The sequence below is a fragment of the Allobosea massiliensis genome (genome assembly GCF_042655245.1).
Classification (GTDB): Bacteria; Pseudomonadota; Alphaproteobacteria; order Rhizobiales; family Beijerinckiaceae; genus Allobosea; species Allobosea massiliensis.
Genome location: NZ_JBHSLU010000007.1, coordinates 42,861 through 61,091, shown reverse-complemented (window position 1 = coordinate 61,091; position 18,231 = coordinate 42,861). Strand labels below are relative to the sequence as shown.

The following is an 18,231-nucleotide window of genomic DNA, read 5'->3' as shown; positions in this document are numbered from 1 at the left end:
CGCCTCCGCTCAGATGACGTTGGTTTCCAAGAGCGGCCGGCCCTCAACGATCCGCTCATGGCCGAGATCGCTGAGATCGAGTGTGCGATAGCCGCCATGCAGGATGTGCTCGGCGATGCCGCGCCCGACCGCCGGCGCCTGCTGCAGACCATGACCCGAAAAACCGTTGGCGAGGTAGAGCCCCGACAGGCCAACCGCCGGGCCGACGATGGCGTTGTGATCGAGCTCGTTCATGTCGTAGGGGCCGGCCCAGGCACGGCCCGGCCTGATCTGCTCGAAGGCCGGAATACGGTGGGCGAGCGCCGGCCAGACGACCTCCTCGAAGAAGCCCCAATCGACATCCTCGACATCCGCGTCGGTCTCGATCCACTCCCGGTCCTGCTCGGGCGTCAGCGGCGAGCAACTGCCGATGAAGAGCTGGCCGTCGCTGCCGCGCTTGCCTTCCGGCCGGCACCAGGAGCCGCTGCGGTCGATCAGCAGCGGGCAGTTGTCGACCTCGCCCTTGCAGAGGAAGGAGAAGACATAGCGCTTCATCGAGCGGACCGGGATCGTCACGCCGGCCGTCGCGGCGAGGCGAGCGCCATGCGTGCCCGAGGCGTTCACCGCCGCGCCGCAGGCGATGCGGCTGCCGTCGGCGAGTTCGACGGCGGTGACGCGCCCGTTCTCGACGATGTAACGGGCCACCTCCCCCTGGCGGTAGTCGACGCCGAGCGACCGCGCCTTCTTGCGAAACGCTTGCAACAAGGCCCAGCCGTCGAACCAGCCCTCGCCGCTGACGCCGAAGCTGCCGCAGGCGATGTCGTCGATGTTCATCCAGGGAAATTTGCTGCGCAGCATGGGCGCAGCATAAAGCGCAATATCGGCGCCCTCGGCGGCCTGCAGCGCCTGGTTGGCGGCGAGCACGGGAGCCCCCTCCTCACCCGCCAGATAGAGGTAGCCACCCTCGTGCAGATCGATCACCGGTGCCTCGCCATCGACAGCCAGATGGGCGCCGATGTCGCGGAGAAACTCGATGCCGTGCAGCGAGATCCGGATGTTCACCGCGCTCGAATATTGCTGGCGGATCGAGGCGGCCGACAGCGCCGAGGCGGCGTAGCGATAGGTCGGGTCCTTCTCGACGACGACGATCCTGCCCGTGAAGCCGGGATCGGCCGCGAGGTGATAGGCGACCGAGGAGCCAAGGGCCCCGCCGCCGCAGATGACGACGTCGGCGGATTCGGACGAAGACGACATGGCGGGTTCCGAGTCAGAGAAGGGTGCGCGCTGCGACCCGGTTGATGAACGCTGCGCATGAATGGCGCGGCCGGCGAAACTTGTCGAGTCAGCTCGCCATCTCGCACTCGGCAAGCAGCCAGTCGCGAAAGGCCACGACCGCCGGCAGTTCCGCACGGGTCTCCGGGTAGACGAGGTAATAGCCTTCCGTCCCAGTGACCGGGCGATCGAAGGGGATGACCAGCGAGCCGGAGCGAAGTTCCTCCTCGACCAGGAATCGCGGCACGATGGCGAGCCCCAGCCCGGCGACGGCCGCTTGAGAGACCATGGCGAACTGTTCGAAGCGCGGCCCCATCAGTGCCCGCTGTGGCGGCAGACCCTGCTGCTCGAGCCAGTTGGCCCAGGCGCGGGGCCGCGTCGATTGCTGCAGCAGCGAGCCCCTGAGCATGTCGGCGGGTTCCTTGAGGCCCAGGCGCGCCACCAGGCCCGGCGCCGCGACGGGCACGATCTCCTCGCCCATCAGGCGGTGCAGCCGCGCGCCCGGCCAGACAGGATCACCGAAATGGATCGCCGCATCGAGCGGCTCGCGCGCGAAGTCGAAGGGCACGAGCTTCGTGGTGAAGTTGATGGTGATGCCGGGATGCGCCTCGGTGAAGCGCGGCAGGCGCGGGATCAGCCAGCGCGTGCCGAAGGTCGGGAGAATGGCGAGGTTCAGCACACCGCCCGCGCCCCGGAAGGCCATGGTCGAGACGGTGGCCGCCGCCAGCCGCGAGAGTCCGTCGCGTATCTCGGCGGCATAGGCGGCACCCGCCGGCGTCAGCGCGACGCGCTGCCTTGCGCGCTGGAACAGGGCAACGCCCAGCACCGTCTCGAGATGCGCGACCTGCCGGCTGACGGCCCCCTGCGTCAGGTTCAGCTCCTCCGCCGCGCGCGTGAAACTGCCATGGCGCGCCGCCGCCTCGAAGGCCGCCAGGGCAGACAGCGACGGCACGGTGAGGCGGCCTGGGACGATCTCGAGGTTCATGAGTCCTTCTCATCAAGTCGTGAGAACATATCGGTTGCCCGGGCGGGGCGGAAGGGGGCATTCTAGCCCGCCTTAAATCTCCATCCGGCCGAGCCTCGCCCAGGACGCATCATGACCACCAGTCTCCCCCAGGACGCACTCGCGCTGCTGAAGCGTCTCGGCGTCACGGATGCCGCCTTCGCCACAACCGGTCTCGCCGCCCGCTCGCCCATCACGGGCGAGAGCGTCGCGACCCTGCGGGAGACGAGCGCCGCCGAGGCCTCGGCCGCCATCGGCCGGGCGCATGCCGCCTTCCTGACCTGGCGCAAGGTGCCGGCGCCGCGCCGCGGCGAATTCGTGCGCCTGCTCGGCGAGGAGCTTCGTGCGGCCAAGGACGATCTCGGCCTGCTGGTGACGATGGAAGCCGGCAAGGTGACCTCGGAGGGCCTCGGCGAGGTCCAGGAGATGATCGACATCTGCGATTTCGCCGTCGGGCTGTCGCGCCAGCTCTACGGCCTGACGATCGCGACCGAGCGCCCGAACCACCGCATGATGGAGACCTGGCATCCGCTCGGCGTCTGCGGCGTGATCTCGGCCTTCAACTTCCCCGTCGCGGTCTGGTCCTGGAACGCCGCGCTCGCCTTCGTCTGCGGAGACAGCGTCGCCTGGAAGCCCTCCGAGAAGACCCCGCTGACCGCGCTCGCGGTTCAGGCGATCGTCCAGAAGACGATGAAACGCTTCGGCCCCGAGGCGCCCGCCGGCCTGTCGGAGGTGCTGATCGGCGGGCGCGAGATCGGCGACATCCTCGTGCAGGATCACCGTGTCCCGGTCGTCTCGGCCACGGGCTCGACCCGGATGGGTCAGGAGGTCGGCCAGAAGCTCGCCGCCCGCTTCGCCCGCGCCATCCTCGAACTCGGCGGCAACAACGCGGCAATCGTCGCCCCGTCGGCCGATCTCGACCTCGCGCTGCGCGGCATCGCCTTTGCGGCCATGGGGACGGCGGGGCAGCGCTGCACCACGCTGCGCCGCCTGATCGTGCATGAGAGCGTCTATGACGCGCTGATCCCCAAGCTCATCAAGGTCTATGCCAGCGTGAAGATCGGCGATCCGCGCGAAGCGGGCGTTCTGGTCGGCCCGCTGGTCGACGAGGCCGCCTTCAAGGGCATGCAGGCGGCACTGTCAGAGGCGAAGGCCGCCGGCGGGACGGTGCATGGTGGCGAGCGCGTCACGGTCGGAACCGGGGGCTTCTATGTCCGCCCCGCGATCGTCGAAATGCCCGCGCAGACCGGACCGGTCGCCCGCGAAACCTTCGCGCCGATCCTCTACGTCATGAAGTACAAGACGCTGGACGAGGCGATCGCGATCCAGAACGCCGTCGGCGCCGGGTTGTCCTCCTCGATCTTCACGCTCGACATGCGCGAGGCCGAGACCTTCATCTCGAGCGAGGGCTCGGATTGCGGTATCGCCAACGTCAATATCGGCCCGTCCGGCGCCGAGATCGGCGGGGCCTTCGGCGGCGAGAAGGAAACCGGCGGCGGCCGCGAGGCCGGCTCCGACGCCTGGAAGGCCTATATGCGCCGGGCCACGAATACGCTCAATTACGGTACGACATTGCCGCTGGCGCAGGGCGTCAGCTTCGATGTGGATGCGTGACGAACAAAGCCGAGGAACCACACCGTCATTGCGAGCATCGCGAAGCAATCCAGGAGCGGCCGCGCTCGACGCCCCCTGGATTGCTTCGTCGCTACGCTCCTCGCAATGACGGTGAGCAGGAACGATGAGGGAGACGACCATGGCCGAAGCCGCCCGCAGCCACAGCACCAGCCACAAGCTGGCCGAATTCACCTGGGACGACGCCTTCCTGCTCGACGAGCAGCTGACCGAGGATGAGCGCCTGATCCGCGACACGGCGCGGGCCTATGCGCAGGAGAAGCTGCAGCCGCGCGTGGCGGAAGCCTATCTCGAGGAGAAGACCGACCGCGCCATCTTCAACGAGATGGGCGAGCTCGGCCTTCTCGGCGTGACCGTGCCGGAGGAGTATGGCTGCGCCGGCGCCAACTACGTCTCCTACGGGCTGGTCGCTCGCGAGGTCGAGCGGATCGATTCCGGCTATCGCTCGATGATGTCGGTGCAGTCCTCGCTGGTGATGTACCCGATCTACGCCTATGGCGACGAGACCCAGCGCAAGAAGTACCTGCCCAAGCTCGGCTCGGGCGAGTGGGTCGGCTGCTTCGGCCTGACCGAGCCCGATGCCGGCTCCGACCCGGCCGGGATGAAGACCCGCGCCGAGAAGGTTGCCGACGGCTATCGCCTCACCGGCTCGAAGATGTGGATCTCGAACTCGCCGATCGCCGACGTCTTCGTCGTCTGGGCGAAGTCGGCCGCGCATGACAACCAGATCCGCGGCTTCATCCTCGAGAAGGGCATGAAGGGGCTCTCGGCCCCGAAGATCGGGGGCAAGCTCAGCCTGCGCGCCTCGATCACCGGCGAGATCGTCATGGACGGCGTGATCGTGCCGGAAGAGAACCTGCTGCCCAACGTCTCCGGCCTTAAAGGCCCGTTCGGCTGCCTCAACCGGGCGCGCTACGGCATTTCCTGGGGCGTGATGGGCGCGGCCGAGGACTGCTTCCATCGCGCGCGCCAGTACGGGCTCGACCGCAAGCAGTTCAACAAGCCGCTCGCCCAGACGCAGCTCTACCAGAAGAAGCTCGCGGACATGCTGACCGAGATCACGCTCGGCCTGCAGGGCTCGCTCCGCGTCGGCCGGCTGATGGACGAGGGCAAGATGGCCCCGGAGATGATCAGCCTCGTCAAGCGCAACAATTGCGGCAAGGCGCTGGACATCGCCCGCCAGGCCCGCGACATGCATGGCGGCAACGGCATCCAGATCGAGTACCACGTGATGCGCCATGCGGCGAACCTCGAGACGGTGAACACCTATGAGGGCACGCATGACGTCCACGCGCTGATCCTCGGCCGGGCCGTCACCGGGCTGCAGGCGTTTTTCTGAGCGTGTCCGGCAGCCGTCATGCCCGGGCTTGACCCGGGCATCTCGCCCCGCGTGAACTTCCCCGGAGATGGTCGGGTCAAGCCCGACCATGACGTCGAGCCAAAGGCGCCATGACCGTCACCCCTCCCCTCGCCGGCCTGCGCGTCCTCGAACTCGCGCGTATCCTCGCCGGGCCCTGGATCGGCCAGGTGCTGGCCGATCTCGGCGCCGATGTCGTCAAGGTCGAGGCGCCCGAGGGCGACGACACCCGCAAATGGGGGCCGCCCTTCGTCGAGGGCGCGGGCGAGGAGCATCTCTCGGCCGCCTATTTCCACTCCGCCAATCGCGGCAAGCGCTCGATCACCGCCGATTTCCGGACACCCGAGGGCCAGGCGCTGGTGCGCAGGCTCGCCGCCCATGCCGATGTCGTGGTCGAGAACTTCAAGGTCGGGGGCTTAGAGAAATACGGGCTCGACGCCGCCTCGCTGCGAGCCGCCTATCCGCGACTGATTTACTGCTCGGTCACGGGCTTCGGCCAGACCGGCCCCTATGCGCCGCGCGCGGGCTACGACTTCCTGGTCCAGGGCATGGGCGGGGTGATGTCGCTGACCGGCGAGCCGGAGGGCGCGCCGATGAAGGCGGCCTATGCGACGGCGGATATCTATACCGGGCTCTACGCCACGATCGGCATCCTCTCGGCGCTGCGGCGGCGCGATGCAACCGGCGAGGGCGCGACGCTCGACATGGCGCTGCTCGACAGCCAGATCGCCGTGCTCGGCAACCAGGCACTGAACTATCTCGTCTCGGGCAATCTGCCGCCACGGCTGGGCAACGCGCACCCCAATATCGTGCCCTATGACGTGTTCCCCGTCGCGGACGGGCACATCATCATCGCCACCGGAAATGATGGGCAGTGGCGCAAGCTCTGCGAGGTGTTGGGTGAGGCAGGTCTGGCGGACGACCCGGCCTATGTCGACAACCGCTCGCGGGTGAAGAACCGCGTCGCGCTCACCGAAAGGCTGCATGCCCTTTGCCAGCGCTACACCAAGGCCGACCTGCTGGCGGCGCTGGAGAAGGTCGGTGTCCCGGCCGGCCCGATCAATGCCGTCGACGAGGTCTTCGCCGATCCGCAGGTGGTCGCGCGCGGCGTCCGGGTCGATCTCGCCAGCGCCGAGGCGAAGGGCGGCGCGATTCCCACGGTCGCCTCGCCGATCGTCATGGACGGAGTCCGGCAGGTCTCGCCGCGTCCGAGCCCGCGGCTGGGCGAACATGCCGACGAGGTGTTGAACGACCCGGCCTGGGGCGGGCGCCTCGGATAATGTGACGTACACGGCCCTCGATTTGAGGAGCCGCGAGAGGAATGTGGCTATGGCACTACGCACCGGCGGGCAGATCCTCGTCGACCAACTCCTGATCCATGGCGCGACCGACGCGTTCTGCGTGCCCGGCGAGAGCTATCTCGCCGTGCTCGACGCGCTGCACGACGCCAAGTTGAGGGTCACGATCTGCCGGGCCGAGGGCGGCGCCTGCATGATGGCCGAAGCCGCCGGCAAGCTGACGGGAAAGCCCGGCATCTGCTTCGTCACCCGCGGGCCGGGTGCCACGAACGCCTCGCCGGGCGTCCATATCGCGCATCAGGATTCGACGCCGCTGATCCTCTTCGTCGGCCAGATCGACCGCTCGATGCGCGAGCGCGAGGCCTTCCAGGAGCTCGACTATCGCGCCGTCTTCGGCACCATGACGAAATGGGCGACCGAGATCGACCAGGCCGAGCGCATCCCCGAGATCATCAGCCGCGCCTTCCATGTCGCGACCTCGGGCCGGCCCGGCCCGGTGGTGATCGCGCTGCCCGAGGACATGCTGACCGACGTCGTCGAGGCGGTGGACGCAGAGCCTTACCAGGTCACCGAGACCCACCCTTCCCTGCTGCAGACGATCGACCTGCAGAAGCGGCTCTGGGCGGCGAAGTCGCCCATCGCGATCCTGGGCGGCTCGCGCTGGAACCCTCAGGCGATCGAGCGCTTCCAGCGCTTCGCCGAGCGGTTCGATCTTCCCGTCGCGGTGTCCTTCCGGCGGCAGATGCTGTTCCCGGCCACCCATTCGAATTTTGCTGGCGATCTCGGCATCGGCCCCAATCCGAAGCTGCTGGCGCGGATCAAGGAGAGCGATCTCGTCATCCTCGTCGGCGGGCGGCTCTCGGAGATGCCGAGCCAGTCCTATACCCTCTTCGGCATTCCCAATCCCGGCCGACCGCTGGTTCATGTCCATCCGGATCCGGAGGAGCTGGGACGTGTCTATCGCCCGACGCTGGCGATCAACGCCTCGCCCACCGCTTTCTGCGCCGCGCTGGAGACGGTGCATCCCCCGCAGCAGATCCCCTGGGCCGGTGCGGCGGCTGCGGCGCATGAAGCCTATCTCGGCTGGAGCGAGCAGCCGGCGCCGGTCGCCGGCACGTTCCATCCCGGCGAGATGGTGCGCTGGCTGCGCAACCACCTGCCGGAGGACGCGATCCTCTGCAACGGCGCCGGCAATTACGCGACCTGGGTGCACCGCTTCCACCGCTTCACCAAGTTCGCGACGCAGTTGGCGCCGACCTCGGGCTCGATGGGCTATGGCGTTCCGGCAGCCATCGGCGCCAAGCGGCTCTATCCGGAGCGCACCGTCGTCGCCTTCGCCGGCGATGGCTGCTTCCTGATGAACGGGCAGGACTTCGCCACGGCCGTTCAGTACGATTTGCCGGTCATCGTCATCGTCGTCGACAACGGCATGTACGGCACCATCCGGATGCATCAGGAGCGGGAGTATCCGGGCCGCGTCTCGGCGACGACGCTGAAGAACCCCGATTTCGCCGCCTATGCGCGGGCCTTCGGCGGTCATGGCGAGCGCGTCGAGACGACCGCGGAATTCGGCCCTGCCTTCGAGCGGGCGCAGGCCTCCGGCAAGCCTGCCATCATCCACTGTCTGCTCGATCCCGAGGCGATCACGCCGGCCCGCTCGCTCTCCACCATCCGCGCAGAGGCGCTGGCGGCGAAGCGCTGACCGAACGCTCCGCCTGCCGCGCCAAAAATGTTAACCGCTTCGGTGAACCGGGGCTGAACCTTTTGCGACCATTGCTCGTTGATCAGCCGATTGACGGAGGATGGTGCGATGATGGCGCGGCGAGCGACGATGGTGGGGCTGGTGGCCGTGATCGCGGCGGCGGGAGCGCCGGCGCAGGCGGCCAACATCTTCGAGGAGCTGGGTCGCGCCATCTTCGGTGGCGGTCCGCGCCTGCGCGCAACGCCGATCTATGAATATGACGAGCCGCGACAGGTGCTGCCCCGCCAGAAGGCACCCGAGGTCTCGTCCAAGCCGAAGCCGCCGGTCGTTCAGCTCGATCCATCCTCGGACCCGAACTGGTATCTGAAGGACCCGACCCTGCGGCGCGGCGACATCGTCGTCACCGCGCAGGGCGTGATGGTCTATCAGGGCGGACGCGGCGGCGACGGTCGGCGCAGCGACTTCACCGCCCTCAGCGCCGGCAAGGACAGCAAGGGCTGGAAGGCCCAGCTCGAGACCGCCGCGGCGGGCGGACGCAGCTTCTTCGAGGGCGCCACGGCCCCGCCGAAGCCCGCCATCACCGCGCAGGCCGAAGCGAAAGCCCCCTGATCGACGCGAGACGCCTCAGACGAGGCGCGCGGCGACCAGCTTGCGCAGTGCGCGCAGGTCCTTGACGAAGCCGCGGATGCCCTCCGCCAGCTTTTCTGTCGCCATCGCATCTTCATTGAGTGCGAAGCGGAAAGCCTTCTCGTCGAGATGAAGACGGGCCGGCGCCTCGCGCGGCGTATCGGGAGAGAGTTTGCGCGGCAGCTCGCCGGGCGCGGCGGCGAGTTCATCGAGCAGCCCTGGCCCAATCGTCAGCCGGTCACAACCTGCGAGGGCCTCGATCTCGCCGGTATTGCGGAAGGACGCGCCCATCACGACCGTTTCGATGCCGTGAGCTTTATAGTAGTCGTAGATCGTGCGCACCGACACCACGCCCGGATCGGTCTCGGCCGTGTAGGGACCGCCACCGGCCTTGACGTGCCAGTCGAGGATCCGCCCGACGAAGGGCGAGATCAGAAAGGCCTTGGCGTCAGCGCAGGCGACGGCCTGCGGCAGGCTGAACAGCAGCGTCAAATTGCAGTCGATGCCCTCGGCCTGCAAAACCCTGGCAGACTGGATGCCCTCCCAGGTCGAGGCGATCTTGATCAGGATACGGTCCTTCTCGATCCCCCGCTCCTGATACGCGGCAATGATGGCGCGTGCCTTATCGATCGTCGCCTGCGTGTCGAAGGAGAGATCGGCGTCGACCTCGGTCGAAACCCGACCAGGGACGATCTTCGTCAGCTCGGCGCCGAAGGTCACGGCCAGCCGATCGCAGACGGCATGGACCGTCGATTCTCCCCCGCCAGCCTTCTTGCCCCAGGTCACGGCCTCCTCGACCAGATCGGCATAGGCCGGCGTCTCGACAGCCTTGAGGATCAGGGTCGGATTGGTCGTGCAATCGACGGGCTTCAGCCGGCGGACCGCTTCGATGTCGCCGGTATCGGCAACGACAGTGGTCATCTGGCGAAGCTGGTCGAGCTTTGAGGCAGTCATGTCGGTCCTGTGGAAGGCTGGGCGTGGAGCCCGAAAGTGGGACGGCGAGGTGGAAGGGTCAACCCGGCAACGCGAGCAGCCGCGCCCGCATCCGTGACAGCCGGGCAGATGACGACGCTTTCATGGATATGTCATATGCGCAGACTACCGCCAGCGCAGGCCCCGTTCCGGGCATCCGCAAAGGAGACCACCATGCGCTTCAAGGCGTTCCCCCGCGCCCTTGCCACCGGCCTCTTCGCCAGCCTTTCGGCCGCGTTCCTGCTTGCAGGCCAGGCCGCAGCGGTCGAAGGCAAGCTCGTCCTCTACACGAGCCAGCCCAACACCGACGCCCAGCAGACCATCGACGCCTTCAAGGCCAAGCATCCCAAGGTCGAGATCAGCTTCGTGCGCGACGGGACGCCGCGCGTCATGGCGAAACTGCGGGCCGAGTTCGAGGCGGGCGCGCCCCAGCCCGACCTGCTGCTGATCGCCGACGCGGTCACCATGGAAGGCCTCAAGAAGGAAGACCGCCTGCTGGCGCATGACAAGGCCGACATCTCGGCCTACCCCGCCGGCGTGCACGACAAGGCGAAATTCTGGTTCGCGACCAAACTGATCACCACGGGCATCGTCTACAACACCAAGGCGCCGCTGAAGCCGTCGAGCTGGCTCGACCTGACGAAGCCCGAAGCGAAGAACCTCGTGGCGATGCCGAGCCCCCTCAATTCGGGTGCGGCGATGATCCACACGATCACGCTCAACAGCAACCTGCCGACCGGCTGGGGCTTCTATGAGGCGCTGCAGAAGAATGGCGCCCTTGCTGCCGGCGCCAATGGCGACATCCTCCGCCAGGTCGCCACGGGCGAGAAGCTCTACGGCATGATCGTCGACTTCATGCCGATCCGCGAGAAGGCCAAGGGCGCGCCCGTCGAGTTCGTCTTCCCGAGCGAAGGCGTCTCCGCCGTCAGCGAGCCGGTCGCGATCCTGAAGACCAGCAAGAACCCCGAAGCCGCCAAGGCCTTCGTCGACTTCCTGCTGTCCAAGGAAGGCCAGGAACTCGCCCTCAAGCAGGGCTATGTCGCGGCACATCCCGACGTCGCCCTGCCCGCCGGCTACCCTGCCCGCAGCGCCATCAAGCTGATGCCGTTCGATGCCGCCAAGGCGCTGGCCGACGAGCCCGCCGCCCGCAAGCGCTTCAGCGCGATCTTCGAGTGACGCTCGCCGCCCAGACCGGCTGGCGGGAGGCGCCCGGCCGCCCGTCCTGGCGGCGCCCCGCCCTGCCGGCGGGGCTGGGGCTGCCCGTGCTGGTCGCCGCCATCGCGGTCCTGCTCGGCGGCCTGCCCTTCTTGCGTCTGGCGGGCGCCGCCCTCGCGCCCGGCGGGCAGTTCGCGCCCGCCGACGCCCTCGCCCTGCTCGCCAGCCGCTCCGCGATCAATGCGACACTGCACACGCTCGAGACGGCCGGCCTCTCGGCACTCGGCGCGCTGCTGATCGGCGGCGCGGCGGCGATCCTGCTGAGCGTCACCGACATGCGCGGCAAGAGGCCGATCGCCTTCGCCCTCGTCTTCTCGATGATGATCGCGCCGCAGGTCGCCGCGCTCGCCTTTCTCAGCCTGTTCGCGCCGCAATCACCGATCCTGGCGCTGATCGGCCTCGCCCCGCCTCCGGGCACGCCGAACCCGCTGCTCGGTCGTGGCGGGATCGCGCTGGTCATGGCGCTGCACCACGCCCCGCTCGTCGCCATCACGCTCTGGACCGGGCTGCGCAGCGTGCCTCATTCGCTGATCGAGGCCGCCCAGATGGAGGGCGCGGGACCGGCGACCATCATCGGCCGCGTGCTGCTGCCGGTGCTGCGTCCGCAGATCATCGCCGCGGCGCTGCTCGCCTTCGTGGCCGGCATCGGCAATTTCGGGATTCCCGCGCTGCTCGGCCTGCCGGTGAACTATCTGACGCTGCCGACGCTGATCTACCGGCGCCTGTCGAGCTTCGGTCCGGCCGGCCTGCCGGACGCCGCCGCACTCTCGATCCTCGTCGGGCTGGTCGCGGCGCTGGGCATTGCGGCCGGCATGCTGGCGACGCGGCGGGCCGGCGGCAAGGTCGAGATCGAGCGGCCGCTCGAGCCGTTCTGGACGCTCGGCCGGGCGCGGCCCTTCGTCACCGGCGCGCTATTGCTCCTGCTCGCAGTCAAGCTCGGCCTGCCCTTCCTGGCTCTGCTGGCAGAGGCGCTGACGCCGGCGCTCGGTGTCGCCCTGACCTGGCAGAGCCTGACCTTCGAGAAATTCGCCGAGGTTCTGCTGCGGCAGGACGTGACGATGCGGGCCTTTCGCAACTCCTTCCTCTTCGCCGGCAGCGCCGCGCTGATCCTGGCGCTCGGCTCGATTGCCTTCGCCTATGCTCTGGAGCGGCGGATGGGGAAGCTCCGCCGGATCGTCGAGGCGGTGATCGAGCTGCCCTATGCGCTGCCGGGCGTGGTGCTCGCCATCGCCTGCATCCTGATGTTCCTGAAGCCGCTGCCGCTGCTGGGCGTGAGCATCTACGCCACGCCCTTCATCATCCTCTTCGCCTATCTGGCGCGCTTCCTGCCGCTGGCGCTGAAGGCGCCGCTGGCCGCCATGGCGCAGATCGAGGCGCATCACGAGGATGCCGCAAAGCTCGACGGCGTGACGCTCTGGCAGATGCTGCGCTTCATCGTGGCGCCCATTCTCGCCCCGGCAGCGGTGGTGAGTGCGCTGATGGTGTTCCTCGTCGCCTTCAACGAGCTGACCGTCTCGGCCCTGCTCTGGTCGTCAGGCACCGAAACACTCGGCGTGGTGCTTTTCTCTCTCAAGGAAGCGGGTCTCGCCGGCGAGGCGGCGGCCGTCGCGATCAGCGCGTCCGCGGTGATCCTCGCCGCCATGCTGACGCTCGACCGGCTGGCGAAGCGGTTTCCCGGCAACGTCCTGCCCTGGCGAATCTAGCACGCAGTCGCACTGACGAGCCGCATCGCAGCCCGAGCGGTCAGGCCGGCGACGCCGCCGCCTGTGTCTCGCCCATCAGCAAGGCGCGGTTCGCCTTGGCCTCGCGGACGATGAAATCGACGATCGCCCGGACGCGGGCCACGTCCTTCAGATCGGCATGGACGAGCATCCAGAAGGAGCGCGTGATCGAGACCGTCTCGGGCAGCACCGGCACCAGCCTCGGCTCGTCCGCCGCCATGAAGTGGTGGATCACGCCGATGCCCGCTCCGGAGACGACAGCGTTCATTTGCGCCAGCACGCTCGAACTCTGCACCTGGGCGCGGAGGCCCTTGGCGATTTCGTCGAGATAGTCGAGTTCGGGGGTGAAGATCAGATCGTCGATGTAACCGACGATGCGGTGGGAGAAGAGGTCCTCAGGCTTCGTCACCGTCGGCATGGCGTCGAGATAATCCCGGCTGGCGTAGAGGCCGAGGCGGTAGTCCGAGAGCTTGCGCGCGACGACCTTGCCCTCCTTCGGCGGGGCGAGCGTGATCGCGACATCGGCCTCGCGCTTCGAGAGCGAGAGCAGCCGGGGCATGGCGATGAGCTGGAGTTCGAGGCCGGGATAGACGCCGGCGAGCTTGGCCAGTCGCGGTGCGAGGAAGACCGTGCCGAAGCCGTCCGGCGCGCCGATCCGGACCGTGCCGGCCAGCGCCATGTCGGCGCCGCCGATGTCGCTCTGGATCGCCAGCGCATCGGTTTCCATGTTCTCGGCGCGGACCAGCAGACGCTCGCCATGCGCCGTCAGCGTATAGCCCTGCGGGCGCCGCTCGAAGAGCTTGGCTTTGAGCGATTCCTCCAGCGAGGTGATGCGACGCGAAACGGTGGCGTGATCGGCGCCGAGGCGCCGGGCGGCGGCGGTCAGCCGGCCGGAGCGGGCCACGGCGAGGAAGAAGCGCAGATCATCCCAGTCGAACCGCTCCATCGCCACTCCCCGGTATTTGCTTTTCCGCACGCCGTCGGCCCGGCTTCCGCTATAGCCGTGCGCAAACAGGAATGGTAGGGGAGAGCGGAATTTCGAGCCATCACCATTGGTAGGGGAGGACGCGATGCGTCAGGTCGGGCACTTCATCGGCGGCAAGCATGTCGCCGGCACCTCGGGGCGCAGCGCCGACATCTTCCAGCCGATGGACGGCTCGGTGATCGGCAAGGTCGCGCTGGCCTCGGTCGCCGAGCTGCGCGCCGCTGTCGAGAATGCCGCCGAGGCGCAGCCGAAATGGGCCGCGGTCAACCCGCAGCGCCGCGCCCGCGTGCTGATGAAGTTCCTCGACCTGATCGCGCAGAATAATGACGAACTGGCCGAACTGCTCGCCCGCGAACACGGCAAGACCATTCCCGACGCCAAGGGCGACATCCAGCGCGGCGTCGAGGTCGTCGAGTTCTCGCTCGGCGTGCCGAACCTGATGAAGGGCGAGTTCACCGACGGCGCCGGCCCCGGCATCGACATCTATTCGCTGCGCCAGCCGCTCGGCGTCTGCGCGGGCATCACGCCGTTCAACTTCCCGGCGATGATCCCGCTCTGGAAGCTCGGCCCCGCGATCGCCTGCGGCAACGCCTTCATCCTGAAGCCCTCGGAGCGCGATCCCGGCGTGCCGATGCGCCTCGCCGAGCTGTTCATCGAGGCGGGCGGTCCTCCCGGCATCCTCAACGTCGTCAACGGCGACAAGGAGGCGGTCGACGCCATCCTGGACGACCCCGACATCAAGGCCGTCGGCTTCGTCGGCTCGACGCCGATCGCGGAGTATATCTACGCTCGCGGCTGCGCGGCCGGTAAGCGCGTGCAGTGCTTCGGCGGCGCCAAGAACCACATGATCATCATGCCCGACGCCGATATGGACCAGGCGGTCGATGCGCTGATCGGCGCCGGCTACGGCTCGGCCGGGGAACGCTGCATGGCGATCTCGGTCGCGGTGCCCGTCGGCAAGGCCACGGCCGACGAGCTGGTGAAGCGGCTTATCCCCCGCGTGGAGAGCCTGAAGGTCGGCCCCTCGACGGACGTCACCGCCGATTACGGCCCGGTCGTCACCAAGGCCGCCATGGAGAAGATCAAGAACTACGTCGATATCGGCGTGCAGGAAGGCGCGAAGCTCCTCGTCGACGGCCGCGGCTTCACGATGCAGGGCTATGAGAACGGCTTCTATGTCGGCGGCTGCCTGTTCGACAACGTCACCAAGGACATGCGCATCTACAAGGAGGAGATCTTCGGGCCGGTCCTCTCCGTGCTGCGCGCCGAGAGCTATGACGAGGCGCTGAAGCTCACCAACGACCACGAATACGGCAACGGCACCGCGATCTTCACCCGCGACGGCGACGCGGCACGCGACTTCGCCTCGAAGGTTCAGGTCGGCATGGTCGGCATCAACGTGCCGATCCCGGTGCCGCTGGCCTATTACACCTTCGGTGGCTGGAAGCGCTCGTCCTTCGGCGACCTGAACCAGCACGGCCCGGACTCGATCCGCTTCTACACCAAGACCAAGACGGTGACGGCGCGCTGGCCGAGCGGCATCAAGGACGGCGCGAGCTTCGTCATCCCGACGATGGGTTGAGAACGACCACCTCCCTTGCTATCATCTTTGCTAGCAAGGGAGGTGTGGCATGGGCAATCTGCTGATCCGCGATGTCGAGGAGGCGGTGGTGCGGCGATTGAAGCTCAAGGCCGAACTCAACGGTACATCACTGCAGCACGAAGCCAGCCTCGCGTTGACGCGTGGTGCTCCGCTGACCGGCGCGGATCGGAAGGCTCTGTTCGAGAAGTTCGAGCGCGAACACGGCTTCCCGAAAGTGAACATAAGCGGGGCCGAAATCGTCCGAGAGATCCGCGATGAAGCGGACGATTGGGAACGCGATCTGTGATGATCGTCGACACCAGCGTGCTGTTCGACGCGGTGGTCGATGGCCCTCGCAGTCACACTGCAAGGACGGCCATGGCTGAGGCAGAGACCTTGTTGGCGCCGGACCTGATCCGCATCGAGCTGGCCAATGCATTGACGCGATCGGTCCGGCGCAATGCCGTTACGTCTGAGTTCGCGCGTGCCGCTTACGATTTCGCAGAAGGGCTCGTACCGATCGAACCAAGCGTGCCGGAGGTTTCGCGTGCGCTCGAGTTGTCGCTGGAACTCGTCCATCCGTGCGCAGACTGTCTTTTTTTGGCCTTTTCGGAAAGGCGCGGCGCTCGCCTCGCCACCTCCGATGCGCGGTTCGCGCGCAAGCTCGCTGGCACGGGCTACGCCCGTCTGATCCATCTGATCGAGGCTTGACCCTATGACCGCCTTCGCCCTCTCCGAAGATCAGCTCGCCATTCAGGGCATGGCCACCGCCTTCGCCGCCGAGACGCTGGCGCCCAACGCGATGCGCTGGGACGAGGAGAAGCATTTCCCGGTCGACGAGATGCGCCAGGCGGCGGCGCTCGGCATGGGCGGCATCTACATCGCCGAGGATGTCGGGGGCTCCGGCCTCACGCGGCTCGATGCGGCGCTGATCTTCGAGGCGCTCTCGACCGGCTGCCCGACGGTCGCGGCCTATATCTCGATCCACAACATGTGCGCCTGGATGATCGACCGCTACGGCTCGGCCGAGCAGCGGGCGGCTTTCCTGCCGAAGCTCTGCACGATGGAGCATCTGGCGAGCTACTGCCTGACCGAGCCCGGCGCCGGCTCGGACGCCGCTGCGCTCAAGACGAAGGCGGTCCGCGACGGCGACCACTACATCCTCGACGGCCAGAAGCAGTTCATCTCCGGCGCCGGCGTCTCCGACCTTTATGTCGTGATGGTCCGCACCGGCGAGGCCGGTCCCTCGGGCATCTCGACGCTCGTCGTCGAGAAGGGCACGCCCGGCCTTTCCTTCGGCGCCAACGAGAAGAAGATGGGCTGGAATGCGCAGCCGACGCGGGCCGTGATCTTCGAGAACTGCCGCGTGCCCGTCGCCAACCGGCTGGGACCCGAGGGCATCGGCTTCAAGATCGCCATGGCGGGGCTGGATGGCGGGCGGCTCAACATCGGCGCCTGCTCGCTCGGCGGCGCGCAAGGGGCGCTCGACAGGGCGCTGGCCTATGCGCAGGAGCGCAAGGCCTTCGGCTCGCGCATCGCGGATTTCCAGGCGCTGCAGTTCAAGCTCGCCGACATGGCCACGGAACTGGAGGCCGCGCGCAGCCTGCTCTGGCGGGCTGCAGCGGCGCTCGACGCCAAGACGCCGGACGCCACCAAGCTCTGTGCAATGGCCAAGCGCGTCGCGACCGACACGGGCTTCACCGTCGCCAACGAGGCACTGCAGATCCATGGCGGCTACGGCTATCTCGCCGATTATGGGATCGAGAAGATCGTCCGCGACCTGCGCGTCCACCAGATTCTGGAGGGCACCAACGAGGTGATGCGGATGATCGTGGCGCGCGGGCTCGTCGGCCGGGCCAAGGGGAATTGAGATTCGGCGTCATTCTCTGGCGGAGCGAAGCTCAGATCCGAGAAGCTCCGGCAGGAGATGGTCGGCTCAAGGCCGACCATGACGTCGCAACCAACGGGAGGACACGTTGATGACCAGCATCGCCTTCATCGGCCTCGGCAATATGGGCGGCCCGATGGCCGGGAACCTCGTCAAGGCGGGGCATGAGGTCCGCGCCTTCGATCTGGTCCAGGCGTCGAAGGACGCCGCGGCCGAACTCGGCGTGGCGATCGCAGGATCGGCGCAGGAGGCCGTCGCGGACGCCGATATCGTCGTCACCATGCTGCCGGCGGGCAAGCATGTCCTCTCGGTCTGGGGCGACGTGCTGCCCCGCGTGAAGAGCGGCGCCCTGATCATCGACTGCTCGACCGTGGATGTCGAAAGCGCGCGCAAGGCACATGGGCTGGCCGGCGAGCGCGGCTGCCTCTCGCTCGACGCGCCGGTCTCGGGCGGCACGGGCGGGGCCAAGGGCGGCACGCTGACCTTCATGGTCGGTGGTTCCGAGGAGGCCTTCGCGCTGGGCGAGCCGATCCTGAAGGCCATGGGCCGGCGCATCGTGCATTGCGGCGCCGCCGGCAACGGCCAGGCCGCCAAGATCTGCAACAACATGATCCTCGGCATCTCGATGATCGGCGTGTCGGAAGCCTTCGTCCTGGCGGAGAAGCTTGGCCTGTCGCATCAGGCGCTGTTCGACGTCGCTTCGACCTCGTCGGGCCAGTGCTGGTCGCTGACGACCTATTGCCCGGTGCCCGGCCCGGTGCCGACCTCGCCGGCCAACAACGAGTACAAGCCCGGCTTCGCCTCGGCCCTGATGCTGAAGGACCTCAAGCTCTCGCAGGAGGCCGCCCAGGCGGCCGGCGCCTCGACGCCGCTCGGCGCGGCGGCCACCCAGCTCTACGGGCTCCACAACGCCTGGGGCGAAGGCGGAGCGGACTTCTCCGCCATCGTCCATCTGCTGCGCGGCCGCAGCGCCACATAACCGTGCTTGCGTGGGGGCG

The 18,231-nt window shown here is 67.9% G+C and carries 16 protein-coding genes; 12 read left to right on the top strand and 4 right to left on the bottom strand.

Going from position 1 to position 18,231, the window contains the following annotated elements:
* Positions 1–9: 9 nt before the first annotated feature.
* Both ACFPN9_RS03415 and ACFPN9_RS03410 read right to left on the bottom strand, forming a co-directional pair.
* A complete protein-coding gene (locus ACFPN9_RS03415; RefSeq protein WP_066716728.1) occupies positions 10–1,233 on the bottom strand; it encodes an NAD(P)/FAD-dependent oxidoreductase in 1,224 nt (407 codons plus the stop codon).
* 88 nt (positions 1,234–1,321) lie between these two features.
* Complete coding sequence (locus ACFPN9_RS03410) at positions 1,322–2,236, bottom strand: LysR family transcriptional regulator (RefSeq protein WP_066716731.1); 915 nt, start codon at positions 2,234–2,236, stop codon at positions 1,322–1,324.
* A gap of 111 nt (positions 2,237–2,347) precedes the next feature.
* Here ACFPN9_RS03410 and amaB point away from each other — a divergent pair, with 111 nt between their 5' ends.
* From amaB to ACFPN9_RS03385, 5 genes are all read left to right on the top strand, one after another.
* Positions 2,348–3,868 (top strand): L-piperidine-6-carboxylate dehydrogenase, encoded by a 1,521-nt coding sequence (gene amaB, locus ACFPN9_RS03405; protein WP_066716734.1) that lies wholly within the window; start codon positions 2,348–2,350, stop codon positions 3,866–3,868.
* A 139-nt stretch (positions 3,869–4,007) separates the two neighbouring features.
* Positions 4,008–5,225, top strand: a complete 1,218-nt coding sequence (locus ACFPN9_RS03400; protein ID WP_066716736.1) for an acyl-CoA dehydrogenase — start codon at positions 4,008–4,010, stop codon at positions 5,223–5,225.
* A gap of 110 nt (positions 5,226–5,335) precedes the next feature.
* A complete protein-coding gene (locus ACFPN9_RS03395) occupies positions 5,336–6,523 on the top strand; it encodes a CaiB/BaiF CoA transferase family protein (RefSeq protein ID WP_066716738.1) in 1,188 nt (395 codons plus the stop codon).
* Positions 6,524–6,572: 49 nt separating this feature from the next.
* The gene (locus tag ACFPN9_RS03390) at positions 6,573–8,243 is read left to right on the top strand and encodes a thiamine pyrophosphate-binding protein (RefSeq protein ID WP_066716741.1); all 1,671 of its coding nucleotides are present in this window, start codon (positions 6,573–6,575) and stop codon (positions 8,241–8,243) included.
* Between the two features lie 108 nt (positions 8,244–8,351).
* A complete protein-coding gene (locus ACFPN9_RS03385) occupies positions 8,352–8,852 on the top strand; it encodes a hypothetical protein (RefSeq protein WP_066716744.1) in 501 nt (166 codons plus the stop codon).
* A gap of 15 nt (positions 8,853–8,867) precedes the next feature.
* Here ACFPN9_RS03385 and tal read toward each other — a convergent pair whose 3' ends face one another.
* Positions 8,868–9,824, bottom strand: a complete 957-nt coding sequence (tal, locus tag ACFPN9_RS03380; RefSeq protein WP_066716746.1) for a transaldolase — start codon at positions 9,822–9,824, stop codon at positions 8,868–8,870.
* 192 nt (positions 9,825–10,016) lie between these two features.
* Between tal and ACFPN9_RS03375 the strand changes: the two genes are divergently transcribed.
* Positions 10,017–11,018 carry an ABC transporter substrate-binding protein gene (locus ACFPN9_RS03375; RefSeq protein ID WP_066716748.1) on the top strand — a complete coding sequence of 334 codons (1,002 nt, stop codon included), beginning with the start codon at positions 10,017–10,019 and terminating at the stop codon, positions 11,016–11,018.
* Positions 11,015–12,760 (top strand): ABC transporter permease, encoded by a 1,746-nt coding sequence (locus ACFPN9_RS03370; RefSeq protein ID WP_245282398.1) that lies wholly within the window; start codon positions 11,015–11,017, stop codon positions 12,758–12,760. Before ACFPN9_RS03375 ends, ACFPN9_RS03370 begins: the two co-directional genes overlap by 4 nt.
* A gap of 40 nt (positions 12,761–12,800) precedes the next feature.
* Here ACFPN9_RS03370 and ACFPN9_RS03365 read toward each other — a convergent pair whose 3' ends face one another.
* Positions 12,801–13,724: a LysR family transcriptional regulator gene (locus ACFPN9_RS03365; protein WP_066716750.1), complete on the bottom strand. Its 924-nt coding sequence runs from the start codon at positions 13,722–13,724 to the stop codon at positions 12,801–12,803.
* Positions 13,725–13,848: 124 nt separating this feature from the next.
* Here ACFPN9_RS03365 and ACFPN9_RS03360 point away from each other — a divergent pair, with 124 nt between their 5' ends.
* The 5 genes from ACFPN9_RS03360 (at position 13,849) to mmsB (ending at position 18,212) form a co-directional block, all read left to right on the top strand.
* Positions 13,849–15,345, top strand: a complete 1,497-nt coding sequence (locus ACFPN9_RS03360; RefSeq protein WP_066716753.1) for a CoA-acylating methylmalonate-semialdehyde dehydrogenase — start codon at positions 13,849–13,851, stop codon at positions 15,343–15,345.
* A gap of 49 nt (positions 15,346–15,394) precedes the next feature.
* The gene (locus tag ACFPN9_RS03355; RefSeq protein ID WP_066716754.1) at positions 15,395–15,652 is read left to right on the top strand and encodes a FitA-like ribbon-helix-helix domain-containing protein; all 258 of its coding nucleotides are present in this window, start codon (positions 15,395–15,397) and stop codon (positions 15,650–15,652) included.
* Positions 15,652–16,056, top strand: coding sequence for a type II toxin-antitoxin system VapC family toxin (locus ACFPN9_RS03350; RefSeq protein ID WP_066716756.1), 405 nt, complete (start codon positions 15,652–15,654; stop codon positions 16,054–16,056). Before ACFPN9_RS03355 ends, ACFPN9_RS03350 begins: the two co-directional genes overlap by 1 nt.
* 4 nt (positions 16,057–16,060) lie before the next feature.
* Positions 16,061–17,215, top strand: coding sequence for an isobutyryl-CoA dehydrogenase (locus tag ACFPN9_RS03345; protein WP_066716758.1), 1,155 nt, complete (start codon positions 16,061–16,063; stop codon positions 17,213–17,215).
* A gap of 109 nt (positions 17,216–17,324) precedes the next feature.
* Entirely contained in the window at positions 17,325–18,212 is an 888-nt protein-coding gene (mmsB, locus tag ACFPN9_RS03340) for a 3-hydroxyisobutyrate dehydrogenase (RefSeq protein WP_066716760.1), read from the top strand.
* The last annotated feature ends 19 nt before the right edge of the window (positions 18,213–18,231 follow it).

Coding starts and splice junctions, on each gene's coding strand:
- ACFPN9_RS03415 (WP_066716728.1), bottom strand. CDS start 1,233: ATGTCGTCTTCGTCCGAATCCGCCGACGTCGTCATCTGCGGCGGCGGG.
- ACFPN9_RS03410 (WP_066716731.1), bottom strand. CDS start 2,236: ATGAACCTCGAGATCGTCCCAGGCCGCCTCACCGTGCCGTCGCTGTCT.
- amaB (WP_066716734.1), top strand. CDS start 2,348: ATGACCACCAGTCTCCCCCAGGACGCACTCGCGCTGCTGAAGCGTCTC.
- ACFPN9_RS03400 (WP_066716736.1), top strand. CDS start 4,008: ATGGCCGAAGCCGCCCGCAGCCACAGCACCAGCCACAAGCTGGCCGAA.
- ACFPN9_RS03395 (WP_066716738.1), top strand. CDS start 5,336: ATGACCGTCACCCCTCCCCTCGCCGGCCTGCGCGTCCTCGAACTCGCG.
- ACFPN9_RS03390 (WP_066716741.1), top strand. CDS start 6,573: ATGGCACTACGCACCGGCGGGCAGATCCTCGTCGACCAACTCCTGATC.
- ACFPN9_RS03385 (WP_066716744.1), top strand. CDS start 8,352: ATGATGGCGCGGCGAGCGACGATGGTGGGGCTGGTGGCCGTGATCGCG.
- tal (WP_066716746.1), bottom strand. CDS start 9,824: ATGACTGCCTCAAAGCTCGACCAGCTTCGCCAGATGACCACTGTCGTT.
- ACFPN9_RS03375 (WP_066716748.1), top strand. CDS start 10,017: ATGCGCTTCAAGGCGTTCCCCCGCGCCCTTGCCACCGGCCTCTTCGCC.
- ACFPN9_RS03365 (WP_066716750.1), bottom strand. CDS start 13,724: ATGGAGCGGTTCGACTGGGATGATCTGCGCTTCTTCCTCGCCGTGGCC.
- ACFPN9_RS03360 (WP_066716753.1), top strand. CDS start 13,849: ATGCGTCAGGTCGGGCACTTCATCGGCGGCAAGCATGTCGCCGGCACC.
- ACFPN9_RS03355 (WP_066716754.1), top strand. CDS start 15,395: ATGGGCAATCTGCTGATCCGCGATGTCGAGGAGGCGGTGGTGCGGCGA.
- ACFPN9_RS03350 (WP_066716756.1), top strand. CDS start 15,652: ATGATCGTCGACACCAGCGTGCTGTTCGACGCGGTGGTCGATGGCCCT.
- ACFPN9_RS03345 (WP_066716758.1), top strand. CDS start 16,061: ATGACCGCCTTCGCCCTCTCCGAAGATCAGCTCGCCATTCAGGGCATG.
- mmsB (WP_066716760.1), top strand. CDS start 17,325: ATGACCAGCATCGCCTTCATCGGCCTCGGCAATATGGGCGGCCCGATG.